Genomic DNA, 14,051 nt, shown 5'->3' with positions numbered 1-14,051 from the left:
GGGAACGCTTCCGTATCACATGCGAATTCTTTACTTCATCAACGGCTTCGATCCCGGTGGTGCCGAGCACGGGCTGCTCACCTTGCTGCAAGCAGGATTTTTCAGCGGGCATGAGCTGAAGATTCTAGCCTGTTGCCGTGGCCGCGGGGCTCTTGCCGATGAAATCGCCGCAAAGATCGGAGAGCACAATCTTATCCTGACGTCGCAGAGCGAAGAGCCTTCCTTGCGCACCTTCGCGAGCACGTTCATTGTAATGTTGCGCCTCATCCGGGAGTGGCGGCCGGATATGGTTGTGTTGTCGCTCAAGCAGGCCAATCTCCTGGGACGATTCGCTGCGATGTTCGCTCCTCGGCTTCGCTGCGTTTCATTCGAGCACATCGCCCGTTACCGCTCCCGGCGTGCCGAAGGCGTTTATGGCCCTGTGCTCAAGGCGCTGTCCTGGCGTGTCGACGAAATCTGGGCTGATTGCGAAAATACGCTGCAGGAGACACAAACATACTTCCTGCCCCGCAGGCGTCGGTCGCATGTGGTGCCTCTGTTTCGTGCGGATGAAGCTTCCTCCCACAAGCGCGATTACGCGCTTCACACACCCTTGCGCCTTGCTGCAGCCGGACGCCTTATGGCGCGAAAGAATTTTGACCGCCTGATCGAGGCCATCCGAATGCTCCAAGACCGGGGCATTTCGGCAAGCCTCGATCTTTACGGCGACGGGCCGGAACGGCAGGCGCTTTCGCGCAAGGCGGATGAGCTCGGCATTGGAGATCGCGTGCGTTTCCATGGCTATGTCGCGCGCTGGTTCAAGCTAGCCTGTGATCGTGACATGTTCATCAACCTGTCCGATACAGAAGGGTTTTGCATCGTCGTCGCCGAGGCGATGCTTGCCGGCCTTCCGGTGATCGCGACCGATATCGGCGGTATCCGGGATTACGGCAAGCATGGAGAGAATATGCTGAAGCTTACTGTGCCCTCAGCGGAGATGGCGGTGACCCAAGTGTTAGTGCTCGCGGGCGATGAAAGGCTTCGCAAAGAGATCGGAATACAGGCACGACACGATATGCTGGAGGCCTATTCGCAGGATGCTTTGCGTGTCCGCGCTACGGCGGTGTTGGGTGGCGGAATGTAAGGACCGGCAAAGGACTGGCGACCAGGATAGCCGGGCCGATCGTGAATTCTGACTGGTCGGCATCCCACCTGTCCGACATGGTTCTCGACCTGGCCCTTCTCCCAGTCCGATGCCAGCGTGCAGCCCACCGGCTGGAGGAAGCGACGATGTATCGCCGGTCCTTGCCGACGAACACCATCTCCTGCGTCCGCGCGGATAGGCCCGGACGGAGTTTGTTCGTCAAAGCCCTCCTTGGGCTATCTGCTCAAGACAAAACAATGCCTGCTCCACAACTAGGCCTGGTAATACTGACTATAGCGTTCACTGTAAAATTCGGCGCTGCCGAACTTTTGGTACCGCTTGATTCTTTTGATATCGACCTTGTTGAGCAGAACGCCGATGCATTTATCCGCCAGGATCGGGTTGTTGTTGAGGATTTCGCGCACGAATGCACGAGCGGTCACACCCCATTCAACAACCAGAACAAGGCCGTCGAGGTGCTGGACAAAGGACCTCACGTCCGCGACTGGAGCCAACGGGGGCAAATCAACGACGACGTAATTGAACATGGGGCCTGCTTTGAGCAGAAAGTCGCCCATTTTCTCGATAGGCTGCATGGTGTTTGCGAGCTTTTGTTGGCTCTGGTTCACACCGGGCAGGAACCTCAGTGGCAATGACTGATGGGCCAGCAAATCTCTCGGATTGAGTTCTCCAGCCAACAAGTTGGCCAGGCCTCGTTCCCAGCCGTTGGCTAACATAGGGGACAAGCCAGGATTATGGATATCGGCATCGATCAACAACGTCTTACAACGCTGCATAGCAAGAACCATCGCTAAATTAGCAGCGACCAGAGACTTCCCTTCTCCCGGGAGGCAAGAAACGATGCCGAGCGCCTTGGTGCTCTTCCTTGGTAACTCGACGTCAACAGCGACTTTCACGGTTCGCATCGCTTCAGCGAATTCCGAGCGTGGATGTTGCTCTACCCAGTTGAAAGCGCTGTTCCCCACCTCGATGAATGACGGCTCTCCGGCCGCACGATCGTGCTTGTTTCGGTGAATTGGCTTCCCATCCAGCAAAGGGATCATTCCGAGCGTCTGAAGTCCGAGCTCATCGCGCACTTGAGCCGTCGTGCGGAAAAAGCGCTCCCGGTACTCCCGAATTCCACCCACACCGGCGCCAACCATGCCGGCGAGCACGACGCAGACCGCCAACGTAAGACTGCTGTTCGGAGAACTCGGTCTGCTGGGGGTTGGTGCCTCCGAGATAGTCCGCGCCTCCGTCAACGCCATGGAAAGGTTCTGCAGGCTCGCTTGGTACTGCTGCAGGACCTGTTCATATTGCGACTTGAGAGAGAACGCCTCAAGTTCGAGCTGGCGCAAGGTAACCAGCGTTTCCTTGGTCAGCGTATTATCTGTTCGGAACCTGTGGATTGCGAGCTCGGCATCGACCGATCGCTTCCGCACCGTCTCGAGCTCTTCCGCCAGTGCGCCGCGAGCTCGGATAATCGACTCGTCTTTGGCTCCGACTTGGTCAGAAATATAGATTTCTGCATACTTACTGGCTATTTTTTGCGCCATTTCGGCACTAGGCGACCGAAATTGGACTTCCAGAATGTAAGAATCCCCTACACGAGCTACCGTTATATTCCCAGCCAGAATGTCAAATGCCTGCCATCGAGGATCGGATCCGCGCGCGGCACTCGATTTCACCGGCGCTCCACTTGCTTCGGAACTGCCGATTAATGGCCACCGAGCGACCGATCCTGTGAGACTGTCGAGCAATGAATATGTCGCTGACAAGAAAGAGCGATCGGTAGCAAGACCGAGGCTGTCAACGACCTTTAGCCCGATGCGGTCGGAACGCAACAATTCGACCTGGCTCAGCATCATCGGGTCAAGCTGTTCGGAGCTTCCGGTCTCTGTTAACTGCGTCACGACGGATGGCTGGTTCTTGTCGATCAGGATTCTGGCGGTCGACACATACAAGGGCACCTCGGCCCAAAGATACGCCAGCCCCAGCACAAGTCCTGCGAGCGCGCATGTAAGGACGAACCTCAACTGCCGTTGCGCTGCCGCCACAAGTGTTTCGAGATCAATCGTTCCCCACTGAGGATCGCCGAATGTGAAGGCAGAATCCGGGTGCTTTTCAACTTCGCGGAGCATAAGCCTTCACACCCGTGGGATGAGACTGGCAGCGCATTGGCAGTGACAAACACCATACCACATTATCTGACTAAATGTCTGCAAATTCAGTATCGACGCCCGCGGAGCACAGGCGCACCGCTCGGGGCGGCCCGCTATTCGCCAAAGGCGCAACTCCTAACCTCGATGCGATAACCTCACGCGGCCCATCTCCGACTGCCGCAATTCCGCTGCATGTCGTAAGCTCCAATTGAAAGAAGAAATTGAGTCGTATTGCCAAATGGCAAAACATCTGAGCAAGAGATTCCGGGCTCCGGTTGAGCCTGTCCTGCGGGAAACAGGAATGGCTCGTCGATCACAGACGCGCGACAACGATCACCGCAAGGGTCCTGCGCGCATCTGGCGCCTCGCGGAAAGCCTTTCCGCTGCCCGAATGAGACAGGTTGCAGTCACATTTTGTTTCGTGGTCTGGGGTGTCATCTTGCTGATCGTCCTGCTCTAGCAGCTATAAAGGCGGAGAGTGGCCCGCCTCACTTACTAAGTGGCTCGGCGGTTGCTCCCTTTCGAACTCATCGCGCGATGTGTGACTTCGGAGTCACCGATTTTTTGGAGACCGAGCGCCACACTAGCAGCATGACAGCAACAAAGTACCCAATCTGTATCAAGATCCCACAAATTAACGTTTGGACAAACGTGCTCCAGAGGGAGTCGGTGAGCAAATATGTACTGATTGCGAATGCCAACAGTACTACGATAAGGCCTCGCAAAAAAAGCAGAAAGGACATCGCCGTCCCACTCGCAGCCGCTGGCGTGACGCGCTCCTTGGCTATCCAAGCCTCAGCGCATTAACCATCATAACATATCGGAACGCGTCAGGGCGACCAATATATTAGCAGGTGCGAATAAATATGGCCCACCCTGTGCCAGGACGCTTGCTTCCAGGCGACCAACTCCCGTTCGACCATCCACAGCTTCTCGGCCGTCGACCACCGCCGCCGTCGCTCGCGGCCGTTCAGGATCTCAATCTTCGGAATGCTACCAGTCATAGACACGACATTACTCCTATCCCTTATCAAGATGGAGATCGTGTCCGGTTCATTCGGGGGCTATTTCATACGGATCCCCTCCGGGGCCATCCTTGTTAGCGTGCGCAATGCACATCAAACCAGTCATGCCAGACAGGGTCAGGATCACCGGTGTGGCCAAGATCAAAGGCAAGCCACGTAATGCAACTTCCTTCATTTGCCGCCACGGGCCATCAGTCTCATCACCGAATGGACCCGAGGAGCCGTACGCAGAATGTTTCTTTGCAACATTCTCTGGTGCACGGCGACCCAGCATACGTCGAACACGACTTCGCAATGGTCTTAGATTTCGTGACCATTGTTGGCCTGATCGGGGCTATAACTTAGCTGCCGAAAATCCTCCTGCGCAATCAGTTTGAAACGCGAATAGCCGAGATTGTGCATAAAGAACAGATCCTCCAAACGGCTCTTCTCAAACGAGACGAATTGAGGGAGATCGTTTGGTTCAAGTGCCTCCAAGCAGAAATGATCTGCAGTCTCGATATCAACCTTGAGGTAATAGGGTGTTCCAAACTCGGCCAAGATGTCGTTCATCGGTCGGCAAGTGACCTGGATCTCATGAGAAGTGTTGTTGCACACCTCCGCATTTTGCCTATCGAACGAGTTGAGCTCGGGATTGCTACTGATCCAAAATGAGGCTTGTCCGTGACTTGGCCCAATCGCAGCCTCAACGACGTGAACTTGGCCCTTCTCGATCTCAGCAGCAAACCGTTTTCGCCCTGCTTCCGCTTGCGCAGGGTCTGCCTCAATCGCCACCACACGATAGCCTTGGCTCATATAGAACACCGTTATCATCGCCATTATGCATACCGACGTCATAAACCAAGTCGCGGTCCACATTGCCCTCCTAAGGAGATGAGGTGCAAAGCAAGATATTAGAATAATAAGTTGGTCGCGCTCTGCCTAAATCACCCTTCCGAAAGGAGAGTAGCATTAGGGTCTTGACGAAATCATTAGCATGACCCGCCCGCCTGATATCCGCTCGACCTCCGACCGCGAAATACGGGATAGGTTATTCATAACGTCGCGCAAATGGCGCAATTTCGCTTCGGCGGATGAAATTTTAGGTTTGTCATCTGCGTCCCCCAATTGGCAGCACCACAATCATAACAAAGAAAATCTCCCCACATGAGCGAATTAACTGCAAAGCGGGAACCGTTCGCGCTGGCCTATGTCGAGTGGGCAACGGGGCAACGCCTACCGGAGCGCCTTCGATGTAAGGGAGAACACCAAAGTTGTGTGCGTCAAGTTCTGCAAAACAGGCGTGGCATTCAGCGGTGACGTTGGTGTGTCCGCCGCGCAGCTTCCGTGTTTAGCGGAGCGGCGGACATGGCGGCCCCGCCTCAGGCGGGCCAATGCGGCTCAGGCCACCAGGAAGACGAACGCGACTGCCATCAGCAGGTAGCGCGCCGACCGGCTGCTCGCTGGCCGGCGGTGTCGCTTCCGATCGGCGACACGATGGTGACGTCAGCCATAGCGTTTGCGGCTCTACGACTGCACCAGATTGACGACCAGGAGCATCGCGAACGATAGCAAAACCATGATCGCGGCGATCGCGGTGGCCGCCGGATAGTTGTATTCTTCCAGCCGGATGATGATCAGAGTGGGGCGTCTCGGAACATCGGCTGCCTTGTTGCGGTTGTTAAGAGCGTAAATTCGCCTCAAAAGAAGGGCATTGTAAGAAGGTCTGCGTCGATGTCATGCTCGAGCGTTGCGGGGTGATCGCGAATGTTGAATAGATCGGTGCGCTGGATGCGGGCAGGCAGCTGCGTTGCGCTCGCATGCATGTCTCTGTTGTTCGCAAACGCGAATCTGTCGAATGGCCTTGCCCTAGCAGAGGAGTACAATGTCGGCGAGTACCGTCTGCAGACTGGCGACGTGATCGGCTTCGCTGTCATAGGCTATCCCGAGATGCAAAAGCGAGCTGTGATCGACCAAAGCGGTTTAATTGTGTTGCCGGTCCTCGGCCCCCTAAACGTTCTCGGTAAGACAATAGAGGATGTTCGCAAGGAGATAGTTGAGGTTTTAAAACCAAAATCCCTTCCGCAACGATCCGCCGACGGCACTGAGACTTGGACTGGTTTTTACCCGGATCAGATTGTAGTTGATATTGAGGAATACCGACCCGTCTATATTGACGGGGACATTGCCTCTCCTGGGATTCAGCCCTTCAGACCAGGAATGACTGTCCGACAAGCTGTGGCGGCTGGCGGCGGCTACAAGCTCGGTCGCGGTGAGCTTGAAAACCCTGAAATGACAGCAGCGGACCTTGGCGGCCGCCTCCACATTCTGCGCATCAAGTACCAGGAAAGCGAAATCAAAGCTGCTCGCATAGAGGCGCAGCTGAGCGGCGCCAGAGCGATTGAGCTTCCGGACGCAGAACGTGACCCGAGCCTCGAACCTCGTCGCGACGAAGCTTTGCAGCAGGAGGGGAAGCATCTTGAAGCTGTCTATGCGGATCAGGAGAAGGAGCGTGCTTCGATTAAGTTGGCCACAACCAAGGCGGCGGAACGAATGGGCTACCTGAAGGAGCAGCAGAAGGCGGATCAAGCGGGCGCAGCCGCAGATGCGGCGGAACTTGATCGCATCAAGAAGCTCTTCGAAAAAGGTCTGATCCAGATCACGAGGGTCAACGATGCTCAACGCGCAGTGCTCTTGTCAGCGACCCGCGCTTTGCAAACCAACGCTGAGATCGCCCGACTTGAACGCGACCAAGGGGATTTGCAGCGCAGTCTTGATAAGTTTATCGACCAGGGTCGAATTGACCTGTTGGCTGACTTGCAGACTGAACGCGCGGCGATGACGCAAACGCGCGCTGAGATGGATTCCTTGACCAAACAAATCGCCTACGTGATGCAGATGCGCAGCGACCTTGTAGGCGACGGGGACCGAATTACGATCGGTGTAACCCGCTCCACTGACGGACAGACAGCGACGACCGAGGCGACTGAAGATACTCTGCTTGCTCCGGGTGACACCGTCACAATTACGCTGGAGGTCCCACCAGGAGCGGCGGTCGCGAACTAAACAACTGAAGCCTGGCATTAAGCATCTAGCTTCAACAGCTCGGGCTCGGTACGCCCGAACAGGGACGCGCTCACCTCTCCAGATAAATCTTTTCATAAAGAGGCCGAGACTCGGCGTTTCGCATCCGGTTCACTCGAACCTTGATCCAGCGAGGGACCAGCCCCCGGCAGTAGACGTCGACCGTGTGAGGCAGACGTGAAATGGCCGTGCGCGGCTCCAGGACAAAGAGCTTCTTCGACAGGTACCAGGCTGCGGAAAGCCGCCCGTGAACCAAAGCTCTCACGGCAAGCCCATTGATCGTGTCAAGCAGATGGGCATTGAGATCGCTCCCAAATTGCGGATATTTCTCGCGAAACTCGGCTATGACAATTTCATACGAACGAAACATCTGCATGACATCGCTCGACATGTTGCCGATCGTCCTCCGGTAACCCACTAGATGTTGTGGCACGACACGAAACTCGTAATTCTCCGCTATTCTGAGGCACATTAGAAAATCTTCGCAGCCTTGTGCGTTCCTCGCCCTCAGGGAAGGATCAAACTGTCCTGCCCGCTCGAATGCGGAGCGACGTACAAGCATCGAACTTCCGTTACCGACAAAGTTGTTTCTGCACATGCGTTGCAGCACGCGACCCTCAGCATCGGGCTGTTTGAAGGAAAATATCCGACCGTGCTCGTCGATCTCCGCAAACCAGCAATATGCCAGGCCAGCTGACGAGCCTCCTTCCTGCAGGACGCGCAGTTGCAGTGCGATTTTGGATGGAGCCCAAAGATCATCCGCGTCCACGAACGCTAGAAACTCCGCATCGGTGGCAGCGGCGCCGCTGTTGCGTGCGTGCGCAACACCTGCGTTCGGCTGCCTGAAAAGGCTTATACGCCGATCTTGCTCGGCATAGGCGGCCACGATTGACGCGGACCGGTCCGTCGACCCATCATCCACTACGATAATGTCCAGCGCCTGGTGGCTCTGCTGGCAGATGCTGGTCAGCGTCGGGAGAATGGTTCTCTCGGCATTGAACATGGGCACCACGACGCCTATCATAGTGGCATTGTGCTGGCTCATTTGCCTTCGTCTTCTCTCACGACGTGGTAAAATGGCACATCAGGGCCGGTAGTTCCATCAAATTTCACTACTTTAGCTGATGAGGATTCAACCGCGGCGGCCCAGCGGCAAGGCAGAGGCCCCGGCGAGTTCCACTCAGCACTCCCGGAAGCGATAAGTAGCGGCTTCCGGACTTTAGCTGGATATTTAGAACCGCCCCAGTCGAGATCGCCGGCTGCCCACGCAGCACGCGATTCAGCCGTTCATCCTTCAATCACCGCGATCCAGGACATACCGTTATGGCGGCATGTCATCGGATCTCCAGGACCGCCGCCGATATCGACCAGACGCAACGCCAAAATTACCTCCCGTCGCCGTGGGCCACCCGCAACTGGAAACGATGACGGGCGTTGCTGTGACGAACAGGATATAAGCGTATCTGGCAGCAAGCCTGGTTGAAGAAAGCCCGACGGTCATGAAGCCAATGAACGAAGAGCACCTCGCAGTGCTGCGCAGGCACATGGTCGAGATGATTGCAATCCATACCGACCTTGCAAGCGAGGAGCTCGGCAAGGCGGCGCTCGATGAACGGGTGATGGCAGCGATGCAGCAGGTGCCGCGCCATCTGTTCGTGCCAAGCTCGGTCGCGCCTTATGCCTACCAGGACATGCCACTGCCGATCGGCTTCGACAAAACCGTCTCGCAGCCGTTCATCGTCGCGCTCATGACCGATCTCCTTGCTCTCCAACCGCACGAGGCGGTGCTCGAGATCGGCACCGGCCTGGGCTACCAGACCGCAATCCTCGCGGAACTCGCCGGGCACGTTTGGAGCGTCGAAATCATCGAGGAATTCGCAAGCCATGCCGAGGCTCTGCTGCAGGACCTCGGTCTATCCAATGTCAGCATTCGTGTCGGGGACGGGTCTCGCGGCTGGCCCGAGCACGCCCCATTCGACAAGATCCTGGTCAGCGTCGCGGCGGGGCGGGCGCCGCCGGCTTTGCTTGAACAGCTCAAGCCGGGGGGCCGCCTGGTTATGCCTGTAGGCCCTGAACAAGGGCAGTTGCTGACGGTCATCGACAAGGATTCGGCAGGACAACTGAAGACCCGCAAAATCATCCCGGTTCGCTTCAGCCGGCTCGAAACGGTCTAACGAAGGGTGCGGACATCCGGCACGCAGGGAGCGCCGGGCCGCCTCATCCTTATGGGATTTCGCCGTCTCACGGCTGCTTCGCGTCGGCTCGTTTGAGCATCGCAAATGCGCGATTGATCCGTTGCAGCGCTGTCGCGTTGGCCACGAGTGCGTACAGCGCGAACCCGGCCGCCAGAATCCAGGGCGAAGCGGCGCCCATGGCGGTCGCCAAGCCGTCGGCGACCAACAGCACGCAAATGAACACCAGGCGTTCCATCCGTTCGAAGAAATCCGGCCACGCGTGGTTTTCTATGGGGATTTCGATCGCCGTCCGCGCCTTGGCGTAGCTGGTGAGGAGTCCGCCGGCGAACGCGATCATGGCGATCGCCCACAGGTCGGCGACCCAGCCTATTGCCGCAAACACGGCAAGTTCCTGATAACGGTCGGCCATGGCGTCGAAATAGCCACCCGCCTTGGTGCTCATATGTCTGCGACGGGCAACCGCCCCATCGAGCGCGTCGAAGGTGAAGGCAAATGCCAGGCAAAGGCCAAAGGCGAGGCTCGACTGGTGGTACAGATAGGCGGCGCACGACAGGGCGACGAGCACCAGCCCGCCTGACGTAACCTGGTTCGGGGTCATGCCGATCCCGATCAGCGGAGAGGCGGCGTGCTCCCATAGCGGGTCGATACGGCGTTTCATGAGACCGGCGATCATGATGACTGGCTCCTCTGATGATGTCGACGTTTAACCGGCAAATTGAGGGTTCGTTCCAGCCCGTCGGCGCCGATCGAGGTGGTCAGCGCAATGCCCGTTGTGTCCGCTGTCGCAAAAATCGACTGGCGGTCCATAGCGCGTCGCGGCCTGACCGGCTCACGCCCGAGGGCATGCTTTTGCGCGACCGCATTAGCGGAAGTAACCGGAAAGACTGATACAACGCATATCCGCAATTCACCGGGAAGCCGTTCGAAACGCCATGTGTAAATTACTGCCCAGGCTTGCTTACCTGCTCGCGACCTCTGCCGGCGCGGGATTATCTCCGGTATGGCCGGGCACCGCCGGCGCGGGCGTAGGAGTGGCCGTTGCCGCGGTCCTGATACCTGCATCGCCTTGGCTGATCGTGCTCGCCTATATGGGCTTATTCGCCGTGGGAGTATGGGCGTCGTCGCATGTCGTCTCCCATACCAGGACGGAGGATCCGCAGATCGTCGTCATTGACGAGACCTTCGGCACCGCCGCAACGCTTTCCATGCTGCCGCTAGACCCGGTCTGGTGGGCAGCAGGTTTCCTTGCTTTCCGGTTTTTCGACGTCGCCAAGCCTTGGCCCATCGGCATCGTGCATGACAAGGTAAGGGGTGGACTCGGCATCATGCTGGACGACGCGGCTGCGGCCGTGTTCGCCGGCGCGACGCTGCTTTTGCTGAACGATTTGATTCACCGTTTGCCGTAGGAGGACATCTCAGTCTTCACCTGCCACCCAGCGCGAAAACAGACCTCTTCACTAAAATCTGCCGGAGCAGCGCTAGACCGCAGCGTCGCGCGGCCGCGCCAAATCGTTCGTTCCCTCCGGATCCGGCGCCTGGCCATAGCTCATCTTCCTCATCTGCTCGATCACCCGCGCCATCTCCTCGTCGGAAAGGACCGGCGGCTCGCCAAGGCTAAGCGCCTGGACATACATGCGCGACAGGGTTTCGACCTCGTTCGCCAGCCACAACGCCGCCTCCATGGTCTTGCCGAGCGAAATCTGGCCGTGCTGGCCGAGCAGGCAGGCGAGGCGATCCTTGAGTGCAACCAAGGCATTGTCGGACAAGGCCTGCGTGCCAAAGGTTGCGTATTTCGCGCAGCGGATGGTGGTGCCGCCCGCCACCCCTGTCATATAATGGAAGCTCGGGATCGTCTTGTGATGGCAGGCCAGCGTCGTGGCGTAGAGCGAGTGGCAATGCAGCACGACGTCGATCTCCTGCCGCTCCCTCAAAATGTCACGGTGGAAGCGCCACTCCGAGGAGGGCCGTCGGCCGACATAGGTGCCGTCAAAGCCCATCTCGACGATGTCTTCGGGCGTCATCGTTTCGTAGGGCAGCGACGAGGGCGTGATCAGGAAACCGTCGCTAGAGCGCACCGACAAATTGCCGGCATTGCCCTGGTTGATGCCGCTTGAGTTCATCCGGCGGCAAGCATCCACCATCTCGCGGCGCAGAGCGCTGTCATCAGTCATCGATCATTCCTTTTGCTGGTCTTGCGCTGTTGCAAGTTGTTTCGCTTCGCCAGTTCGCGCCACCGCTGTGCATAGGCTGCGAGCGCCTCACGATCGCCGGCAAAGCCAGTCGGCAGGCTGAGCGCGATCGGAGCCGGCGTGTCACGCGTTTCGTGTTCGCCAAGCAGCGCCGCACCCGAGGCGGTGCCATAGGAGTCGAGGTTGTAGACCGTTTCGGCGTTTGGCCGTAGTGCGGCAACCAGTGTGGCGTAGAGCGGGTCTCGCAGGAAGGTGCCATCCAATGCAACCAGCCCGTTTTCGTTCAGCGCATCGATACATTCTACCGTCAGCAGCGCGGCGTAGAGCACCGCGAGCGCCTTGCGCTCTGCAGGGGGTTCTGCAGGCGGCCCTCCAAACCGGCCGAGCCCAGCGCTGCCTGGAAACAGGCCGTCATCGTCGCCGAACGACGGCAATGCGAAAGTGCCGCGCTCAATCAGCAAGCTGACCAGCGCAGCGTCGGCTGCAGTTCCTTCTTGCCCCTGCCCTGCCACATGACTGAACTCTCGTCCGCCCATGGTCAAAACGCCGCCGACCGGGCGTCCTGTCACGTCGCTGTTCAGCACCATTCCGCGATTTTCATCGAGTTGGTCGAGAGGTGTCGCCGCGCACATTCCGACGATCCAGGTTCCGGTAGAGATCACGCAGGCGTCGCGCATGCCTGCCGCCTGGTAGCGGTAGAGGTTCAGGCTGCTGTCGTGGCCGCCTGTCAGGACAGAGAGCTCTTCCGGTATGCCGTGCCGGCGCGCCAGATCCTGCCGGATTGGCCCCAACCTCTCCCAGGCCGGATGAAATGGTGGCATTAGGCGCTGCCATCCCTGCCCCGCCACAATGGGCGCCCACTGCTTGCGCACATTGTTCCACAGATGGGATTGCGCCGAGAGGACCGTCGTTTCGGCCGATGGCACGCCTGACAGCCGCCAGGCCCAATATTGAGGCAAGCCCAGATACCAACGAGCCTGAGCGACGCGCTCCGGATCAACCTGCTGCATCCAGTACAGCTGGCGCGCCTGGTGGGCAGCCTTCAGCATGATCGCGCTGCCGCGATCGAAGAAATCGCCCGAAAGCGGCGCGTAGCCTTCGCGAATTGCAGGCGGCAGATCCTGCTCGTAGTCAATCATCGGCAGGGCACAAGTCTCGTCGGGATCTGCGTTCACCAAGACCCCTGCGGAGCCATGTCCGGTGCCGACCACCTTTTCCAGCCGATGGTGTCGGCACAAAGTGGCGAGCGAGCCGAACAGCCAGTCGGTAATGCCGTTGAGATCGTGCTGCCGCCAAGGTGGACCGGGCCGCACTTCGTTGTGGACAGAGAGGCTCTCCACGAGCACGCCGTCGAGCGTCATCGCGGAGAGCTTTATGTTGGTCTTGCCGACATCGAAGACGGCGATCCTTGCGCCGTCCGCCTTCTGCCCGTCACCCATCGTCTCAGATCAGACCGTATTGGCGAGCCTTGTTGCGCAGGAACGGCAAGCCATTGCCCATCACTTCGGCCTCGTCCTTGGCGACTGGCCGCCAGACCGAGAGGCCGTAGGAGACTTCCGGCGGCATGTTGATGAAGCTTTCCATGGCCAGTCCGCCCTTGAAGCCGACCGCCGCCAGCGTCGCGTAAATCTCGTCCCAGGGGCAGTTGCCGGTGCCTGGTGTGCCGCGATCGCTTTCAGACAAGTGGATGTACTTCAGGTGATCGCGGGCGGCCAGAATGCCGTTGCCGGCTCCTTTCTCCTCGATGTTCATGTGGTAGGTGTCGAGATGAACAAAGATGTTGTCGGCCCCGACTTTCTCGACCATCCAGACGGCCTGCGCGCCGGTATTGATCAAATGGTTCTCGTAGCGGTTCACCGCCTCGATTCCGAGCTCGATGCCGCGCTTCTTGGCGTGCTTGGCGGCGACGGTCAGCACATGGGCGATATTGTCGTATTCCTTTTCGGTCGGTGGCAGGCCGGTGCGTTCGCCGATACCGCCAAAAATCACGCCGGAAAGCGCCAGCGCGCCCATTTCCGCAGTCTTGTCGATCGCCACTTCGAGATGTTTGATGGCGGCATCCGGCCGCACCGAGGCCCAGGCGCGCTCCGGCAGGCCAAGCGAGCAAACGGCAGGAAGATTGTGCTTTTCGAGCAAGGCGCGTGTGTGCGCGGCATCGACCGCCGGCGCGTTCAGAAGCGCGATCTCGATAAAGTCCATCCCGTATTTGACGGAAGCCGCGATCGCCTTCTCCGCGCCGGCCCGGTCCCAATTCATCGTCCACATCGAGGTGTGGACCCCAAAACCATGCATCT

At 58.4% G+C, this 14,051-nt stretch carries 12 protein-coding genes and 1 pseudogene; 4 read left to right on the top strand and 9 right to left on the bottom strand.

Annotated features, from left to right (window positions below; genetic code table 11):
* Positions 1-19: 19 nt before the first annotated feature.
* Positions 20-1,123 (top strand): glycosyltransferase, encoded by a 1,104-nt coding sequence (locus AC0L2A_RS01650; RefSeq protein WP_473607242.1) that lies wholly within the window; start codon positions 20-22, stop codon positions 1,121-1,123.
* Between the two features lie 272 nt (positions 1,124-1,395).
* On the opposite strand, the gene AC0L2A_RS01645 is transcribed toward AC0L2A_RS01650, so the two are convergent.
* The 4 genes and pseudogenes from AC0L2A_RS01645 to AC0L2A_RS01630 form a co-directional block, all read right to left on the bottom strand.
* On the bottom strand, positions 1,396-3,264 hold the full coding sequence (locus AC0L2A_RS01645) for a Wzz/FepE/Etk N-terminal domain-containing protein (protein ID WP_473607241.1): 1,869 nt from the start codon (positions 3,262-3,264) through the stop codon (positions 1,396-1,398).
* 548 nt (positions 3,265-3,812) lie between these two features.
* Positions 3,813-4,028, bottom strand: a complete 216-nt coding sequence (locus tag AC0L2A_RS01640) for an exopolysaccharide production repressor protein (protein WP_473607240.1) — start codon at positions 4,026-4,028, stop codon at positions 3,813-3,815.
* 582 nt (positions 4,029-4,610) lie between these two features.
* Entirely contained in the window at positions 4,611-5,129 is a 519-nt protein-coding gene (locus AC0L2A_RS01635) for an FkbM family methyltransferase (RefSeq protein ID WP_473607239.1), read from the bottom strand.
* A 687-nt stretch (positions 5,130-5,816) separates the two neighbouring features.
* Positions 5,817-5,936: pseudogene (locus tag AC0L2A_RS01630) on the bottom strand (molybdate ABC transporter permease subunit); the annotation flags it as partial.
* Between the two features lie 177 nt (positions 5,937-6,113).
* On the opposite strand from AC0L2A_RS01630, the gene AC0L2A_RS01625 reads away from it, so the two are divergent.
* On the top strand, positions 6,114-7,355 hold the full coding sequence (locus AC0L2A_RS01625) for a polysaccharide biosynthesis/export family protein (RefSeq protein ID WP_473607238.1): 1,242 nt from the start codon (positions 6,114-6,116) through the stop codon (positions 7,353-7,355).
* Between the two features lie 70 nt (positions 7,356-7,425).
* On the opposite strand, the gene AC0L2A_RS01620 is transcribed toward AC0L2A_RS01625, so the two are convergent.
* Entirely contained in the window at positions 7,426-8,418 is a 993-nt protein-coding gene (locus AC0L2A_RS01620; RefSeq protein ID WP_473607237.1) for a glycosyltransferase family 2 protein, read from the bottom strand.
* A 454-nt stretch (positions 8,419-8,872) separates the two neighbouring features.
* Here AC0L2A_RS01620 and AC0L2A_RS01615 point away from each other — a divergent pair, with 454 nt between their 5' ends.
* Complete coding sequence (locus tag AC0L2A_RS01615) at positions 8,873-9,547, top strand: protein-L-isoaspartate(D-aspartate) O-methyltransferase (RefSeq protein WP_473509634.1); 675 nt, start codon at positions 8,873-8,875, stop codon at positions 9,545-9,547.
* A 67-nt stretch (positions 9,548-9,614) separates the two neighbouring features.
* On the opposite strand, the gene AC0L2A_RS01610 is transcribed toward AC0L2A_RS01615, so the two are convergent.
* Positions 9,615-10,241 carry a CDP-alcohol phosphatidyltransferase family protein gene (locus AC0L2A_RS01610; RefSeq protein ID WP_473607236.1) on the bottom strand — a complete coding sequence of 209 codons (627 nt, stop codon included), beginning with the start codon at positions 10,239-10,241 and terminating at the stop codon, positions 9,615-9,617.
* A gap of 259 nt (positions 10,242-10,500) precedes the next feature.
* Here AC0L2A_RS01610 and AC0L2A_RS01605 point away from each other — a divergent pair, with 259 nt between their 5' ends.
* Positions 10,501-10,974, top strand: coding sequence for a phosphatidylglycerophosphatase A family protein (locus AC0L2A_RS01605; RefSeq protein ID WP_473607235.1), 474 nt, complete (start codon positions 10,501-10,503; stop codon positions 10,972-10,974).
* Positions 10,975-11,046: 72 nt separating this feature from the next.
* Here AC0L2A_RS01605 and AC0L2A_RS01600 read toward each other — a convergent pair whose 3' ends face one another.
* The 3 genes from AC0L2A_RS01600 to AC0L2A_RS01590 are packed head-to-tail and all read right to left on the bottom strand — an operon-like array spanning position 11,047 to position 14,049.
* Positions 11,047-11,739, bottom strand: coding sequence for a class II aldolase/adducin family protein (locus AC0L2A_RS01600; protein WP_473607234.1), 693 nt, complete (start codon positions 11,737-11,739; stop codon positions 11,047-11,049).
* Positions 11,736-13,196: an FGGY family carbohydrate kinase gene (locus AC0L2A_RS01595; protein WP_473607233.1), complete on the bottom strand. Its 1,461-nt coding sequence runs from the start codon at positions 13,194-13,196 to the stop codon at positions 11,736-11,738. Before AC0L2A_RS01595 ends, AC0L2A_RS01600 begins: the two co-directional genes overlap by 4 nt.
* 4 nt (positions 13,197-13,200) lie before the next feature.
* Positions 13,201-14,049 carry a sugar phosphate isomerase/epimerase family protein gene (locus AC0L2A_RS01590; RefSeq protein ID WP_473607232.1) on the bottom strand — a complete coding sequence of 283 codons (849 nt, stop codon included), beginning with the start codon at positions 14,047-14,049 and terminating at the stop codon, positions 13,201-13,203.
* Positions 14,050-14,051: the final 2 nt, after the last annotated feature.

It is taken from the genome of Mesorhizobium sp. WSM4844 (assembly GCF_055811775.1).
The sequence above is the reverse complement of the archived record's forward strand: the minus strand, read 5'-3'. Positions and strand labels throughout refer to the sequence as shown.

Bases quoted from the DNA above. Each gene is read 5' to 3' on its own strand.
- AC0L2A_RS01605 (WP_473607235.1), top strand. From the start codon at position 10,501: ATGTGTAAATTACTGCCCAGGCTTGCTTACCTGCTCGCGACCTCTGCC.
- AC0L2A_RS01595 (WP_473607233.1), bottom strand. From the start codon at position 13,196: ATGGGTGACGGGCAGAAGGCGGACGGCGCAAGGATCGCCGTCTTCGAT.
- AC0L2A_RS01640 (WP_473607240.1), bottom strand. From the start codon at position 4,028: ATGTCCTTTCTGCTTTTTTTGCGAGGCCTTATCGTAGTACTGTTGGCA.
- AC0L2A_RS01645 (WP_473607241.1), bottom strand. From the start codon at position 3,264: ATGCTCCGCGAAGTTGAAAAGCACCCGGATTCTGCCTTCACATTCGGC.
- AC0L2A_RS01620 (WP_473607237.1), bottom strand. From the start codon at position 8,418: ATGAGCCAGCACAATGCCACTATGATAGGCGTCGTGGTGCCCATGTTC.
- AC0L2A_RS01625 (WP_473607238.1), top strand. From the start codon at position 6,114: ATGTCTCTGTTGTTCGCAAACGCGAATCTGTCGAATGGCCTTGCCCTA.
- AC0L2A_RS01590 (WP_473607232.1), bottom strand. From the start codon at position 14,049: ATGCATGGTTTTGGGGTCCACACCTCGATGTGGACGATGAATTGGGAC.
- AC0L2A_RS01610 (WP_473607236.1), bottom strand. From the start codon at position 10,241: ATGATCGCCGGTCTCATGAAACGCCGTATCGACCCGCTATGGGAGCAC.
- AC0L2A_RS01615 (WP_473509634.1), top strand. From the start codon at position 8,873: ATGAAGCCAATGAACGAAGAGCACCTCGCAGTGCTGCGCAGGCACATG.
- AC0L2A_RS01635 (WP_473607239.1), bottom strand. From the start codon at position 5,129: ATGGCGATGATAACGGTGTTCTATATGAGCCAAGGCTATCGTGTGGTG.
- AC0L2A_RS01650 (WP_473607242.1), top strand. From the start codon at position 20: ATGCGAATTCTTTACTTCATCAACGGCTTCGATCCCGGTGGTGCCGAG.
- AC0L2A_RS01600 (WP_473607234.1), bottom strand. From the start codon at position 11,739: ATGACTGATGACAGCGCTCTGCGCCGCGAGATGGTGGATGCTTGCCGC.